Source organism: Paracraurococcus ruber (genome assembly GCF_004353985.1).
Taxonomy (GTDB): Bacteria; Pseudomonadota; Alphaproteobacteria; order Acetobacterales; family Acetobacteraceae; genus Paracraurococcus; species Paracraurococcus ruber.
The window spans coordinates 1-14235 of record NZ_SMOA01000039.1 but is presented as its reverse complement, the minus strand read 5'-3'; the positions used below and the strand labels follow the sequence as shown (position 1 = coordinate 14235).

The following is a 14235-nucleotide window of genomic DNA, read 5'->3' as shown; positions in this document are numbered from 1 at the left end:
ACCCCGATGCATGACGCCCTGATCGACCGCTACATCGCCTGCTGGAACGCGACCGATGCCGCGGCGCGGCGCGGCCTGGTCGCCGCCACCTTCACCGAGGGCGCGGGCTATTGCGACCCGATGCTGGAAGGGGAGGGGCATGCCGGCATCGATGCGCTGATCGCCGCCGCGCAGCAGCACTTCCCCGGCCTGCGCTTCAGCCGGCGCGGCACGGCGGATGCGCATCACCACTGGCTGCGCTTCAGCTGGGACCTGGGGCCGGAGGGCGCGTCGCCGATCGCCGGCGGCACCGACATGGCGCTGGTCGCGGCGGACGGCCGCCTGGCCGCCGTCACCGGCTTCATCGACTTCGCGCCGAAGGGGGCCTGAGCGCCATGGAACGGATCGTCCCGTCCGACTTCCTCCGCCGCGTGCTGTGGCTGGATGCCGCCACCTGCATCGGCACCGGCCTGCTGCTGGCGGCGCTGGCCGCCCCCCTTTCACGTCTCTTCGGCCTGCCGGAGGTGATGCTGCGCGAGGTGGGGCTCTTCCTCATCGCCTTCGCCGCGCTTGTCGCGGTGCTGGCGCTGCGCCGGGCCTCGCCGCGCCTGCTGTTCTGGGCGGTGATCCTCGGCAACGCGCTTTGGGCGCTCGACAGCGTGCTGCTGCTGGTCTCCGGCTGGGTGGCGCCGACCATGCTCGGCGGCGCCTTCGTGGTGGCGCAGGCGCTGGTCGTCGCCCTGCTGGCGGAGCTGGAATGGGCCGGGCTGCGTCGCTCCGCCCGGCTCGCCGCCGCGGCGTGACGCCGCACCGGCGGCTGCCGGTCAAGCCGGAAGGGGGCACCGCTGCTGCTCCTTGAACATGGAGCGGGTTCGCGCTTCGGGCCGTCCGCCGCCCTCCGCGATCCGCTCCATCCTATTGATTGCAGAGCGGAGTCTCGCGTCCGGGCGTTCACGCCCTGCCGCGATCCGCTCTAGGCTGCGGCCAGGGGAGACATGCCATGGCCGCAGCCACCGTCAGCCACCAGCATCTGCGCGACTTCATCGCCGGCGTGTACCGCGCCGCGGGCGTGCCGGAGGCGCAGGCCGGCATCGTCGCCGGCCTCATGGCGCAGGCCGACCTGATCGGCGCCGATGGCCATGGCGTCTTCCGCCTGCCGCAATATGTCCGCCGGATCCGCGCCGGCGGGATGAACGCGACGGCGGTGCCGCGCATCGTGCAGGAACGCCCCGGCGCGGCGCTGGTGGATGGCGACAACGGCCTCGGCCACCTGGCGACGCGGCTGGCGGCGGAGACGGCGATCGCCAAGGCACGGACCCAGGGCGTCGCCTGGTGCGGCGTGCGCAACGGCAACCATGCCGGCCCGGCCAGCCTCTATGCGCGCATGGTGCAGGAAGCGGGGATGATCGGCCTGTATCTGGCCGTGGGCAGCGCCAACCACCTGCCGCCCTGGGGCGGGCTGGAATTGCTGCTCTCCACCAACCCCATCGCCGTTGCGGTACCGGCCGGGGAGGAGCCGCCCGTCGTGCTCGACATGGCCACCACCGTCGCCGCCTATGGCAAGGTGAAGGTCAAGGCGCAGCGCGGGGAAGCGATGCCGGAAGGCTGGATGATCGACCGCGAGGGCAGGCCGCTGACCGACCCGGCGCGGGCGAATGAGGGGCTGCTGCTGCCCATCGGCGGCTACAAGGGCTACGGCCTGGCGCTGATCTTCGGCCTGCTGGCCGGCACGCTGAACGGCGCCGCCATGGGCCGCGACGTGGTGGACTTCAACGCCGACGACACCACGGTGACGAATACCGGCCAGGCCGTGCTGGCGATCGACATCGCCGCCTTTGGCGACCCGGCCGCCTTCCGCGCGCAGGTGGATGCGCTGGCGCGCGACATCCGCGGCAGCGCGCGCCTGCCCGGCGTGGACCGCATTTGGCTGCCGGGCGAGCAGAGCCGGCTGACGCGCCTGCGGCGGGAGGCGGAGGGCGTGCCGATCCCGCCGGCGCTGCGCGCACAGCTGGACGCGCTGGCGGCGGAGCTTGGCGCGGCGCTGCTTCCCGGCTGAGAATGCCGCGAGACGGGAAGGAAACGGCCATGCTCCGACGCGCCATGCTCGCCGCCACGCTGCTGCTGCCATGGCCGGCGGCGGCGCAGGACGCGCCGTTCCCGTCGCGCCCGATCACCCTGCTGGTCGGCTTCGCCCCGGGCGGCGGCACGGACATCCTCGCCCGGCTGATCGCACCCAAGCTGTCGGAGGAGCTGGGCCAGCCCGTGGCGGTGGAGAACCGCACGGGCGGCGGCGGCACCATCGCCGTGGTCGCCACCACGCGGGCCCGGCCGGATGGCCATACCGTCACGCTCGGCACGCTCAGCAACAATGCGCAGGTGCCGCTGGCGATGAAGGCGCCGCCCTTCGACCCGCTGCGCGACGTGACGCCGCTGGTGCAGGTGGCCTCCGTGCCGCTGGTGATGACGGTGCCGGCCACGTCGCCGGCGCGGGACGTGCAGGGCTTCGTCGCCCTGGCGAAGGCCGCGCCGGGGACGCTGAATTTCGCCAGCAACGGCGTCGGCACCAGCCAGCACATGGCGGCCGAGCTGTTCATGCTGGCGACCGGCACGCGCATGGTGCACGTGCCCTATCGCGGCAGCGGCCCGGCCTCCATCGACCTGGCGGCCAATGTGGTGCAGGTGAATTTCGACACGCTCTCCACCGTGCTGCCGCATATCCGTGGGGACCGGCTGCGCGGCCTGGCGGTGACGACGCGGGCGCGGTCCGACCAGCTGCCGGAGGTGCCGACGATGATCGAGAGCGGCATCGCCGGCTACGACATCGACCTCTGGTACATGCTGTTCGGCCCGGCGGCACTGCCGGAGGCGGTGACGGCCCGCTGGGCCGAGGCGCTGAACAAGGCGCTGGCCGACCGCGCTTTCCGGCAGAGGCTGGTGGAGGCCGGCTTCGGCCCGGCGGGCGGCACGCCGGCGCAGGCGGCGGCGGTGCTCCGCGCCGACATCACCCGCTACGGGGAGGTGATCCGGCGCGCCGGCATCACGCTGGAATAGGGCGGCGCCATGCCGCGGGCCGCCCCGACGGCCGGTTGCGCCCCGGCCTGCAGCCCACGCCGCCGGTCGATCGGCGGGCAGCGTCCCGCCCCGCCGCCAGCGCGCCGCCGGACGATCCGCCCGGGCGTCAGGCCCGCAGGCCGGCCGGTCGGATCATCGGGGCCGGTGCGCGGCCGCCAAGCCGGGCCGCCGCGCCGGCCTCAGAACTTCTTCTTCAGGCCGCCGCCCTGGCTCGCCAGCGGCTGCGCCATGCCGGACGGGTTCGCGGCGGGTGGCGCGTAGTCGGCCGGGGGGACGATCCAGGTCGGGCCGGGCGGCGGGGCATAGGCGACCGGCGGGGGCACGTAGAAGACCGGCGGTGGCGCCACCACCACGGGCGGCGGGGCATAGACCACCGGCGGCGGCCCCCAGGCCGGCGGGCCCCAATAGCCATAGGGCCGCGGCGCGGCGTAGTAGGGTGCCGGCGGGCCGATGAAGACGCCCACCCCCACCCCGCTGCGCCAGCGATGCGCTTCGGCGGGCGCGGGCAGCAGGGCAGCGGCGAGGCCGATTGCGGCGGCGAGGCAGGCGGCGCTGCGGGCGGACATCGGCGAACCCTCCTGGGCCGGTTCGGGCATGGCGTGCATCGCCCGGATCAAACCATGCGACGGCGTCGTGGCGCAATCGCGGCGGCCCCGGGTCGCCGGCAAGCCGCACCATGGGCAGCGCGAGGCCGATGGCCAGCGCTGGAGCGGCTTGCGCGTTCTTCTGAACGCGCTAGAGCGGATCGCGGAGGGCCGTGAACGGCCCGGAGCGTGAATCCGCTCTGACAACAACACGCTACAGCGGCGCGGCGTTCAATTATGAACGCAAGCCGCTGGAGCCGCTCTATCCTATTGATTGCAGAGCCGATTCACGCGTCCGGGCGTTCACGCCCTCCCGCGATCCGCTCTAGGCCGGGGCGGCCTGGGCAAGGTCCCGCGCCAGGGCGAAGCAGCGCTCCCGCGCCGCGGCGATGCGCTGGGCCATGGCGTCCAGCAACGCGGCATCCGCCGCCAGGGCGGCGTGGCGGGCCTGCAGCAGCCGGGCCATCTCGGCTGGCGCCGGGCCGCCCTGGACGGTGCGGGCGCGGATATTCGCCGCCGGGTCCAGCGCCTGCGCCACCGCCGATGCGGCGATGCCGAGGGGGCGGCCGAGCAGCGCCTGCGCCGCCTGGTCCAGGTCGGCGCTGCGGATGGCATCGGCGCTGCGGCCCGCATCCAGCGCATCGCGCACCACCGCCGCGACGATGTTGTGCGCCTGGCGGAAGGACAGGCCGGTCTCCCGCACGATCACATCGGCCAGTTCGGTGGCCGTGCCGAAGCCCTCGGCGGCGGCGCAGGCCATGCGCGCCGGCCGCAAGGTCAGCAGCGCGAAGACCTCCTCCATCAGCGCCAGGATGCGGCGGGTGCGGGCGGCGGCGTCCAGGATGGGCTCGTTCACCGCGGTCACCGCGTCGCCGACATCGGCGAAGGGCGTGTTGCGGTTGCAGGCCAGCGCCGCCGTCAGCGCCCCCTGCACCATGGCGGAGGCGGCCCGCACATGCTCCAGCGCCGCCGGGTTCTTCTTCTGCGGCATGATGGAGGAAACGGCGGAATGCCGGTCCGCCAGCTCGACGAAGCCGTATTCCCAGGTGGACCAGGAGACCAGGTCGGTGGCGAGGCGCGACAGGAAGGTCGCCAGGATCGCCAGCGCGCCGGTCGCCTCCAGCCCGTCGTCATGCGTGCTGACCGCGTCATAGGCGATCTCGAGCGGCGCGGCGAAGCCGAGCAGCTCGGCGGTGAGCGCGCGGTCGAGCGGGAAGGCGGTGGTGGTCAGCGCGCCGGCGCCGAGCGGACAGGCATCCACATGCCGCAGCGCGCCAGCCAGGCGCGTGGAATCGCGTGCGAGCACGTCGGCCGCCGCCAGCAGCCAGTAGCCGAAGGTGACGGGCTGCGCGTGCTGGCTGTGGGTATAGCCCGGCATCACGACCGCGGCATGCTCGCCGGCCAGGCGCAGCAGGGTGCCGCGCAGCGCCAGCAGCGCGCGCTGGGCGGCGATCAGCTCGGCGCGGATCGCCATGCGCCAGGTGGTGGCGTTGAGGTCGTTGCGGCTGCGCCCGGTGTGCAGGCGCCCGCCGGTATCGGGGCCGAGCTCGGCGATGATCCGCCGCTCGACATAGGAATAGAGGTCCTCCGCCCGGTGATCCACCGGCACGGCGTCCGGCCCCTGCGCCGCCAGGTTGAGCACGCAGCGCAGGCAGGCGGCGAGGGCTTCGCGGGCGACGATGCCCTGGCGGTCGAGCATCAGCCCATGCGCCAGGTGGGCCCACATCTCGTGGTCGAAGACCTGGGCCTGGGCGCGGGCGACGGCGAGCCGGTAGTAGCTCTCGACCAGCAGCGCCGAAGGCGGTTCCTTCACCCGTTCCCGCAGGTCGGCGTTGCTCACGCTGGCGCGTCCTTGTTCACTCGCTGGTCCGAGGGTTCCAAGGGCCTTTCGGCCCTTGGCGGGAGAGCGCGAGAGGGCAGAACCCTCTCGCGGCTATGCGTAGACCAGCGACAGCGTCTCGGCGACCAGCGCCGGCCTCTCGCTGCCCTCGACCTCCACGGTGGCTTCCATGGTCAGCCTGGCGCCGCCCTCGATCGGCTCGACAGTCTTGAGCGTGAGGTGGCCGCGGATGCGCGACCCGGCCGGCACCGGCGCGGTGAAGCGAACCTTGTTCGAGCCATAATTGACCCCGCGGCTGCGCTGCTTCACCCGCCAGATGCCCTGGTTGAGCTTCGGCAGCAGGGAGAGCGTGAGGTAGCCATGGGCGATGGTCTTGCCGCCGGGCATCTCGCGCTTCGCCCGTTCCACATCGACATGGATCCACTGATGGTCGCCGGTCGCCTCGGCGAACTGGTCGATCATCGTCTGGTCCACGGTCAGCCAGTCGCTGCTGCCCAACTTCTTGCCGACATGGTCGTTCAGTTCGGCGATGGTCTCGACCTCGAGCATCGGTTCCTCCCGTTCGTGTTGGGGCGAATTGGTGCCATGCCCGCCCGGGCTTGGCCAGATGGCCGCGGCGCGGGATCATGCCGGCCGATGCCCGATTTCCTGCCCGCCCCCGGATGGCTGCCGCCCGGCCAGCGCGTCTATGCCATCGGCGACATCCATGGCTGCGACGCCAAGCTGGCCAGCCTGCATGCGCAGGTGGCGGCGGACCTCCGGGCACGGCCGGTGGCGGCGCCGCTGCTGCTGCATCTGGGCGACTACGTCGATCGCGGGCCGGACAGCGCCGGGGTGGTGGCGCGGCTGGCGGGCGGGCCGCCGCTGCCGGGCCTGCCCACCGTGAACCTGATGGGCAACCACGAACGCACCATGCTGGACGCGCTGGCGGGCGAGCGTGCCTCGGTCACGGATTGGCGGATCAGCGGCGGGCGGGAAGCGCTGGCCAGCTGGGGGCTGGACGCGGATGGCGACCCAGCCGGCTGGTTGGCCGGCATCCCGCCGGCGCATCTCGATTTCCTCCGCGGCCTGGCGCTGCACCACCGCGCGGGCGGCTATCTCTTCGTCCATGCCGGGCTGCGGCCCGGCGTGCCGTTCGAATTGCAGGCCTTCGACGACATGCTGCGCATCCGGCACAGCTTCCTGAACTCGGAGGCGGATTTCGGCGCGGTGGTGGTGCATGGCCATTCGCCGACGCGGGGGCCGGTGGTGCGGCCGAACCGCGTCGGCATCGACACCGGCGCGGTGTTCGGCCGGGAGCTGACCTGCCTGGTGCTGGAGGAAGACCGGCTGGCCTTCCTCCAGGCCTGATCGGTTACAGGCCGACGCCCCGCAGGAAGGAGAGCGAGGGGGCGAAGAAGTACTCGCCGCCCTGCAGGTGCACGAACTGCGCGAAGGGCTGCGTGGTCGGCGTGGCGCCCGGCGTGTGGCCATCCTGGAAGCGGTGCTGCCGCTGCGCCGGATCGGCGGTCTGGCCGATGACCGGGTCGACGCCTGTCCCCGGCCGGACGAAATCGGCGTTGTTCGCCCAGGACTGCTGGGTGAATTCGAACTGCGCCTCGATGCTCGCCATATAGGCCATGAAGAGCAGGCCGCTGTCCTGCACCGGCTCCTTTCCCTTGTCGGCGAATTCGCTGCCGTCGCGGCTCATGGGCCGCTTCGGGCCATAGGTCATGCCGCGGCGCGCCATGATCGGGTTGCGGTCGCCCGAGGCATCCGGCAGCCCGAACTGCCGCTGCACGTCGCCGCGCGGGTTGGTCTTGCGGATATGCGCATGGAAGGGGCATTTCGCCCCGTCCGTGTCACCATCGTAGGTGAAGCCGTTCGGCACGGCCTGGCCCAGCGCCTTGCGGCTGCGGACCAGCGGCGTCCCGTCCTCGAACCGGCCGACGATCATGGCGCCGGCAAGCTCCAGCAGATCGTCGCCCGCGTCCTGGCCGAACAGCGCGCGGCCCAGCGCGTCCTCGGCCGCGTTGAAGCCGCGCACGTCCTGTTCCAGCTTGCGGAAGACGAAGTAGCTGCCGGCGGCATGCCGGCGCCTGCCGTTCGGGTCGGCGACGATGAACTGGCTCGGCTTGAAGCGCGGCGACCAGGGCGCCCCGGGATCGGCCTTGTCCTTCGGCTCGGCGGCGACCGACTGCTCCTCCCGCGCCAGATCCTCCGCCAGGAAGATCGGCTGGCTGCGGCCGTCGACATAGCCGAAATGCTCCACCGCCTCGGGCTTCTCGCCCGGGCGGAAGCGGCGGGTCTGCTGCAGCCCGCGCTCGATGACCAGGATGCGCACGCCGGTGCCGTCCAGCCAGCGCTCCACCGCTTCCAGGTCGCGCGTGACGGCATGCGGGTCGGCATCGGCCAGCAGGACCATGGCGTCGGGCGCCTGGTCGCGCCAGCCGGCGGCCTGCCAGGCCTGGCGCGGCGGGTCGGCCAGGATGCCGGCGCGGGCGGCCATGCCGGCGCGGAACGCCTCGCCCTCCGGCATCCGCGCATGCTTGCCCAGCGCCTTGTAGCCGCCGGCGCCGAGGACGAGGCAGCGCACCGGCCCGCCATCGAGATGCGGCGGATAGCGGCGGTTGGTGCGCAGCTGGTGCCAGGCGCTGGTGCAGTGGCGGCCGAGGGCGCGGATCACCGCGGCGACGTCGTCCGCCGCCATGCCGGCGAAGCCGAGCGCCATATGGGCGGCGTGGTGCCGGCCATGGCTCTTCAGGATGTTGGCCTGCATGTCCTCCAGCAGGTCGCGGACATCCGGGTCGGTGAACGCCGCTTGCCAGCGGATCGGCGCGTCGAGCAATGCCTTGAGGTCTGCCATCCTGGGCTCTCCCTTGGGCTGAAATTCCGGGGCATGGGGGCGGCCTGCCCGCTCGATGGGCGACGCATGCCGCGATGGGCCGTCGCCTGCGAAGCGGCATCACGCTCCGGCGGCGGCCGCGGCCCCGGTGGGCCGATCAAATCTGCCCAGGAATACGTATACGATGTTGCGGTGGCGATGCTGTGCGGGGCCGCACAGATCCCGGGGGCGTCCGTCCGGGGCGTCCGTCCGGGGCGTCCCCGGCACCCTCGGCGCGCGCCGGCAGGGCCCGCCAGGGCGGAAGAGGCCCGCCGCGACGTGCTGCAGCCGCTCGCCGACACGCCCTGTAGCGGCATGCGCGCTCTTCTGAACGCGCATGCCGCCATAGCCTATCGATTGCAGAGCGGAGTCTCGCGTCCGGGCGTTCACGCCCTCCCGCGATCCGCCCTAGCGCCGCCGTGCCTGGTTCCAGCCGATCCAGAGGCCGGCGGCGACGATCACCGCCGCGCCGATCCAGACGCCGGCATCCGGCCAGTCCCCGAAGACCAGCCACCCCACGGCGACCGACCCCAGAAGCTGGAAATACTGGAAGGGGGAGACGACGTTGGCCGGCGCATAGCCGAAGGCCCGCGCCACGCAGTAATGCCCGACCGCGCCCAGCACGCCCATGCCGCAGAACAGCGCGATGTGGAACAGCGTCTCCGGCGTCCGCCAGATGAAGGGCAGCACCAGCAGCATGCCGAAGGCGCCGACGACGGAACTGAACAGCGCCGAGGTCTCCGGCGTGTCCGCCCCCGCCACCCGCCGCGTCAGGATCTGGTAGACCGCGTAGCAGCTGGCGCTGACCAGGACGAGCAGCGAGGCCGGGTGGAACAGCGCCGTCCCCGGCCGGATCACCACCAGCACCCCGAGGAAGCCGAGGCAGAGCGCGGCGACCCGGGCGCGCGTCGTCCGCTCCCCCAGCATCGGCCAGGCCAGCAGGGCGACGATCAGCGGCGCCGCCAGGCTGATCGCCGCCGCCTTGGCGATCGGGATGAAGGTGATGGCGAAGAAATGACTGAGATTGGAGGTGAAGAGCAGGCTGGAGCGCAGCAATTGCGTCCCCGGCCGCCGGGTCCGCAGCACCCCCACGCCGTAGCGGGGCAGGAAGACCGCCAGCAGGAACAGGATATGCCCGAAGGCGCGGGCCCAGCTCACCTGCAGGCTGGAATACTCGGCGCCCAGGATCTTGGCGAAGCTGCTCATCACCGGAAAGAGCAGCCCCGACAGGCACATGAAGAGGATGCCGAGGAGGATTCGCTGGGCCGGCGCGGGGGGCGGTGCGGCGGCCGGGGCGACGGGTGCGGCGGGTGCCCTCGGGTCCTGGGTCACGCGCCGTGCAGCCCCGCCATGTCCTCCTGGCACAGTGGGACGGGACGGTTTTCCTGGCAACCGGCGCCCGGCTTCCCATATAAGACGCATGCCGATCGGGACCGACTTGTCGTCCCGGCACGCCTGCAAGGCCGTTGGGTTGGCCGAGGGCTTGCATCCGGCAACCCCCAGGCCCGTTCCATGGCGTGGCCCCCGGATCGGATCGCAGCCCCATGCCCCTGGCGGGCGGGGCGTTCCCAGTCTGTCCGCCATGGCCGGTTCGTTGTCAGGCGGGTCCCGCGCGGCGGGGCCGCGGAGAGCTCGGATTTTGACCACACCCTACGATGTTGCCTACGACCCGGCCGCGGCGCCGGACCTTGACCTGGCGCGCAGCGTCTCGCCGGCCGAGGCGGCCATCCTGGCCAGCGGCCTCGCGGTCGAGGCGAAGGAGATGCCCGCCCTGATCCGCCGGGTGGAGCGGCGGATGCCGGCCGATGCCGCCGCCGTCCGCGCCGCGCTTATCGAGGTGCGGCGCCGCGGCTGGATCGCCCGGCTGAGCGACCTGGCCAACCGCGCCGGCCGCGCCTGGGTCCGCCGGGCCGATTGCGAGACGGCGGCCGGCACCGTCACGGAGATCCTGCCGGGGGAGGAGGCGCTGCTCGCCGCGCTCGACGCCGCCCTGGCCAACCGCTTCCGCGCCCTGGGCCCGACGCCCGAGGCGGCGCTGGAGGCGGTGGTGGCGGAGCTGACCGAGGCGGGGCAGGGGGCGGGCGCCCTCTCGCCCGACCGCCACGCCCAGCTGGCGCGCGAGGTCGCGGCCGCCTTCGGCTTGGCCGGCGATGCCTCGCTGCCCTTCCTCGAGGAGGTCGGGAAGCAGGAAACCCGCCGCCGGCGGGAGGTGCGGGAGGCCGAGACGGCGGCCCGTGCCAAGCGGCGGGAGGAGGTCGCCCGCCTCCGCGCCTGGGAGAAGAGCCTCGTCGAGTTCCGCGAGCTGCCGGCCCTGCTCGGCGCCGGGGAGCGGGAGGCGCTGCGCTGGATCGCCGCCGGGCTGATCCCGGTGGCCCGCCGGATCCCGCAGCGCAACGGCCGGGAGAAGTGGGAATTCGATCCCGCCGACATCGCCCCGCTCCGCGCCGCGGTGCCGCAATGGCGGGAGGCCGACAAGGCCGCGGTCGAGGTCCGCAAGCGCGGGCCGGAGGCGCCGGCGCTGCGCATGGGCAAGGGGGCGGTCGCCGCCATCGCCCGCATCGCGGCGCTCGACCGCTATGCCGGCCATTTCGCCACCGCCCGGGCGCTGAACCGCCGCATCACCCTGGTCACCGGCCCGACCAATTCGGGCAAGAGCCACACCGCGCTGGACGCCCTGGCCAAGGCCGAGAACGGCATGGCGCTGGCGCCGCTGCGGCTGCTGGCGCATGAGTTCCGCGAGGCGCTGGCGAGCCGCGGCGTCCCGGCCTCGCTCTCGACCGGGGAGGAACGCATTCCGGTGCCCGGCGCCCGCCACCTGGCCGCGACGGTCGAGATGTGCCCCTTCCACCTGCCGGTGGATGTCGCCGTGGTGGATGAGGCGCAGATGCTGGCGGACCGCGACCGCGGCGCCGCCTGGACCGCCGCTATCATGGGCGCACCGGCGCGGGAGGTGTACGTGCTGGGCGCGCCGGAGAGCGCGACGCAGGTCCGCCGCATCGCCGCGCTCTGCGGCGACCCGGTCGAGGAGGTCAGCCTGCAGCGGAAGAGCCCGCTGGTGGCGGCCAAGGCGCCGGTCGGCATGGGCGACCTGAAGACCGGCGATGCCCTGGTCGCCTTCTCCCGCCGCGACGTGCTGGACCTGCGGGCGGAGCTGGTCCGCCGCGGCAAGCGCGTGGCGGTGGTCTATGGCGCGCTGAGCCCCGAGGTGCGGCGCGCCGAGGCGGCCCGCTTCCGCGAGGGCGAGGCCGACATCCTGGTGGCGACCGACGCGATCGGGATGGGCCTGAACCTGCCGATCCGCCGGGTGATCTTCTCCACCCTGCGGAAGTTCGACGGCGAGGAGCGCCGCGAGCTGAATGCGCAGGAAGTGAAGCAGATCGGCGGCCGCGCCGGCCGCTACGGCAAGTTCGAGGAAGGCGTGGTCGCGGTGCTGGCCGGCGGCGGCAGCCCGGAGTTCATCCGCATGATGATGGAGGCGCCGCCGCTGCCGCCGGGCGACCCGCGCCCGCTGGTGCAGCCGGATGCCGACATCGTCGCCAATGTCGCGCAGGAGATCGGGACGGACAGCCTGTTCGGCGTGCTGGCCCGCATCAAGCGCGCGGTGCTGCGGCCGGACGACCCCAACTACCGCCTGGCCGACCTGACCCAGGCCATGGCGGTGGCGAGCGCGATCGACGGCGTCGCCGGGCTCGAGCTGCTGCAGCGCTGGACCTATGCGCTGTGCCCGGTGGATGAGCGGGACAACGGCGTCGCGCGGCTCGCCCGCTGGGCGATCGAGCATGGCGCCGGCCGCGGCGTGCAGCCGCCCAATGCCGGCCGCCTGCCGCCGCCCGAGAAGGCCAGCCGCGACGAGCTGGAGCGGGCGGAGAAGACCCACAAGCGGCTGGTCGCCTGGCGCTGGCTCGCGCTCCGCTTCCCGCAGGCCTATGTCGCGCGGGAGGAGGCGATGGCCGAGACCGAGCGGCTGGACCGCTGGATCGAGGACGTGCTGCGCCAGCAGCGCCGCGCCAAGCTGGTCGCCTGACCGTCGCGCCCTCCCGCCTGGGAGGGACGGGGCGGGACCGGATCCCGCCCAACCGAGAATCCGCCGGGGTGATCGTGCCCCGCACCTTCACTTTGACCCTTCCCCGCCCCGGCGGGGGAGGGGGAGTATCCCGATGCCCTTCCCTGTGCTGCCCACCACCCTCCTCTCCGCCCTCACCGAGCGCGGCTATGCCGAGCCAACCCCCGTCCAGGCCGCCGTCCTGCAGGCGGAGGCGGTGGGGCGCGACCTCCTCGTCTCCGCGCAGACCGGGTCCGGCAAGACGGTCGCCTTCGGCCTGGCCATGGCGGCGGAACTGCTCGCCCAGGACGGGGCAGCGGCGGCCGAGGCCGATGCGGCGGCCGAGTCCTGGCAGGCCGCCGAGCGCCTGCCGCCGCCCGGCGCGCCGCTGGCGCTGGTGGTGGCCCCGACGCGCGAGCTGGCCCTGCAGGTGCAGACCGAGCTGGCCTGGCTCTATGCCCCGGCCGGCGGCCGCGTCGTCTCCGGCGTCGGCGGCACCGACCCGGTGGCGGAGCGGCGCGCGCTGTCGCGCGGCGCGCATATCGTCGCCGGCACGCCCGGCCGCCTGCGCGACCATATCGACCGCGGCAACCTCGACCCCAGCCAGATCCGCGTCGTCGTGCTCGACGAGGCGGACGAGATGCTGGACATGGGCTTCCGCGAGGAGCTGGAAGCCATCCTCGACGCCACGCCGGCGGCGCGGCGGACGCTGCTCTTCTCGGCGACCGTGCCGAAGGGCATCGCGCAGCTCGCCAAGCAGTACCAGCGCGACGCGCTGCGGATCGAGGCGGGCGACAGCGGCGCGCAGCATGGCGACATCGACTACCGCGCCCTGCTGATCGCCCCGCATGAGACCGAGCGCGCCGTGGTCAATGCGCTGCGCTTCTTCGAGGCGCGCGCCTCCCTCGTCTTCTGCCGCACCCGCGCGACGGTCACCCGGCTGCATGGCAACCTGGCGGAGCGCGGCTTCGCCGCCGTGGCGCTGTCGGGCGAGCTGTCCCAGGCCGAGCGCAACCGCGCCCTGCAGGGGCTGCGGGACGGCCGCGCCCGGGTCTGCGTCGCCACCGATGTCGCGGCGCGCGGCATCGACCTGCCCGATCTCGGCCTGGTGATCCATGCCGAGCTGCCGAACGACCCGGAGACGCTGCTGCACCGCTCCGGCCGCACCGGCCGCGCCGGCCGCAAGGGCACCAGCGTGCTGCTGGTGCCCTACAACCGCCGCCGCAGCGCGGAACGGCTGCTGGCCGAGGCGCGGGTGCAGGCCAGCTGGGGCCCGGCGCCCTCGGCCGAGGCGATCCGTGGCCAGGACGATACCCGCATCCTGGCCCAGGCGCTGTCGGTGACGGCGGAGGAGCCGGTGGAGGGCGACCTCGCCCTTGCCGCGAAGCTGCTGGCGGAGCGGGGGCCGGAGGCGGTGGCCGCGGCGCTGGTGCAGGCGCTGCGCGCGCCGCTGCCGGCGCCCGAGGAGCTGGCCGCGCCGAGCGAGCGTCCCGCCGGGCCGCGCGTGCCGCGCGAGCCGGGGCAGGAGGGCGTGTGGTTCCGCATGTCGGTCGGGCGCAACGCCAATGCCGATCCGCGCTGGGTGCTGCCGCTGCTCTGCCGCCGCGGCCAGGTGACGCGGCAGGAGATCGGCCGCATCCGCATCATGGACCGCGAGACGCAGTTCGAGGTGGCGCCCTGGGCGGCGCAGCGCTTCGCCGCCGCGGCGCAGCGGCCGGGCGAGGGTGACGACGCGCATGTGCAGATCCTGCCCCTGGCGGGCGGGGAGCCGGCGCGGCGGCCGCCGGTGCGCGGCCCGCGGCCGCAGCACGCGGGCACCGAGGAGAAGCGCCGGCGCGCGACGCGCTGAGCCGGG

Annotated in this window: 12 protein-coding genes; 7 read left to right on the top strand and 5 right to left on the bottom strand. The window is 73.8% G+C overall.

Going from position 1 to position 14235, the window contains the following annotated elements; translation table 11 throughout:
- Window positions 1-6 precede the first annotated feature (6 nt).
- From E2C05_RS10105 to E2C05_RS10090, 4 genes are all read left to right on the top strand, one after another.
- The gene (locus E2C05_RS10105; protein ID WP_133219499.1) at window positions 7-369 is read left to right on the top strand and encodes a nuclear transport factor 2 family protein; all 363 of its coding nucleotides are present in this window, start codon (window positions 7-9) and stop codon (window positions 367-369) included.
- A gap of 5 nt (window positions 370-374) precedes the next feature.
- Window positions 375-782 carry a hypothetical protein gene (locus E2C05_RS10100; RefSeq protein WP_133219498.1) on the top strand — a complete coding sequence of 136 codons (408 nt, stop codon included), beginning with the start codon at window positions 375-377 and terminating at the stop codon, window positions 780-782.
- Window positions 783-979: 197 nt separating this feature from the next.
- Window positions 980-2035: an Ldh family oxidoreductase gene (locus E2C05_RS10095; RefSeq protein ID WP_133219497.1), complete on the top strand. Its 1056-nt coding sequence runs from the start codon at window positions 980-982 to the stop codon at window positions 2033-2035.
- Window positions 2036-2064: 29 nt separating this feature from the next.
- Window positions 2065-3030 carry a Bug family tripartite tricarboxylate transporter substrate binding protein gene (locus E2C05_RS10090; protein WP_158292041.1) on the top strand — a complete coding sequence of 322 codons (966 nt, stop codon included), beginning with the start codon at window positions 2065-2067 and terminating at the stop codon, window positions 3028-3030.
- A gap of 200 nt (window positions 3031-3230) precedes the next feature.
- Here the strand turns inward: E2C05_RS10090 and E2C05_RS10085 are convergent, their stop codons facing one another.
- The 3 genes from E2C05_RS10085 to E2C05_RS10075 form a co-directional block, all read right to left on the bottom strand.
- A complete protein-coding gene (locus E2C05_RS10085; protein WP_133219495.1) occupies window positions 3231-3617 on the bottom strand; it encodes a hypothetical protein in 387 nt (128 codons plus the stop codon).
- A gap of 343 nt (window positions 3618-3960) precedes the next feature.
- Entirely contained in the window at window positions 3961-5475 is a 1515-nt protein-coding gene (gene argH / locus E2C05_RS10080; protein WP_133219494.1) for an argininosuccinate lyase, read from the bottom strand.
- Between the two features lie 93 nt (window positions 5476-5568).
- Window positions 5569-6024, bottom strand: coding sequence for a MaoC family dehydratase (locus tag E2C05_RS10075; protein WP_133219493.1), 456 nt, complete (start codon window positions 6022-6024; stop codon window positions 5569-5571).
- Between the two features lie 87 nt (window positions 6025-6111).
- Here E2C05_RS10075 and E2C05_RS10070 point away from each other — a divergent pair, with 87 nt between their 5' ends.
- On the top strand, window positions 6112-6825 hold the full coding sequence (locus E2C05_RS10070; RefSeq protein ID WP_133219492.1) for a metallophosphoesterase: 714 nt from the start codon (window positions 6112-6114) through the stop codon (window positions 6823-6825).
- Between the two features lie 4 nt (window positions 6826-6829).
- Here E2C05_RS10070 and E2C05_RS10065 read toward each other — a convergent pair whose 3' ends face one another.
- Together E2C05_RS10065 and E2C05_RS10060 are read right to left on the bottom strand one after the other, a co-directional pair.
- Complete coding sequence (locus E2C05_RS10065) at window positions 6830-8320, bottom strand: Dyp-type peroxidase (RefSeq protein ID WP_133219491.1); 1491 nt, start codon at window positions 8318-8320, stop codon at window positions 6830-6832.
- Window positions 8321-8746: 426 nt separating this feature from the next.
- Complete coding sequence (locus E2C05_RS10060; RefSeq protein ID WP_158292040.1) at window positions 8747-9670, bottom strand: DMT family transporter; 924 nt, start codon at window positions 9668-9670, stop codon at window positions 8747-8749.
- Window positions 9671-9977: 307 nt separating this feature from the next.
- Here E2C05_RS10060 and E2C05_RS10055 point away from each other — a divergent pair, with 307 nt between their 5' ends.
- Together E2C05_RS10055 and E2C05_RS10050 are read left to right on the top strand one after the other, a co-directional pair.
- Complete coding sequence (locus E2C05_RS10055) at window positions 9978-12362, top strand: helicase-related protein (protein WP_338045131.1); 2385 nt, start codon at window positions 9978-9980, stop codon at window positions 12360-12362.
- Between the two features lie 133 nt (window positions 12363-12495).
- Complete coding sequence (locus tag E2C05_RS10050) at window positions 12496-14229, top strand: DEAD/DEAH box helicase (protein WP_133219488.1); 1734 nt, start codon at window positions 12496-12498, stop codon at window positions 14227-14229.
- Window positions 14230-14235: the final 6 nt, after the last annotated feature.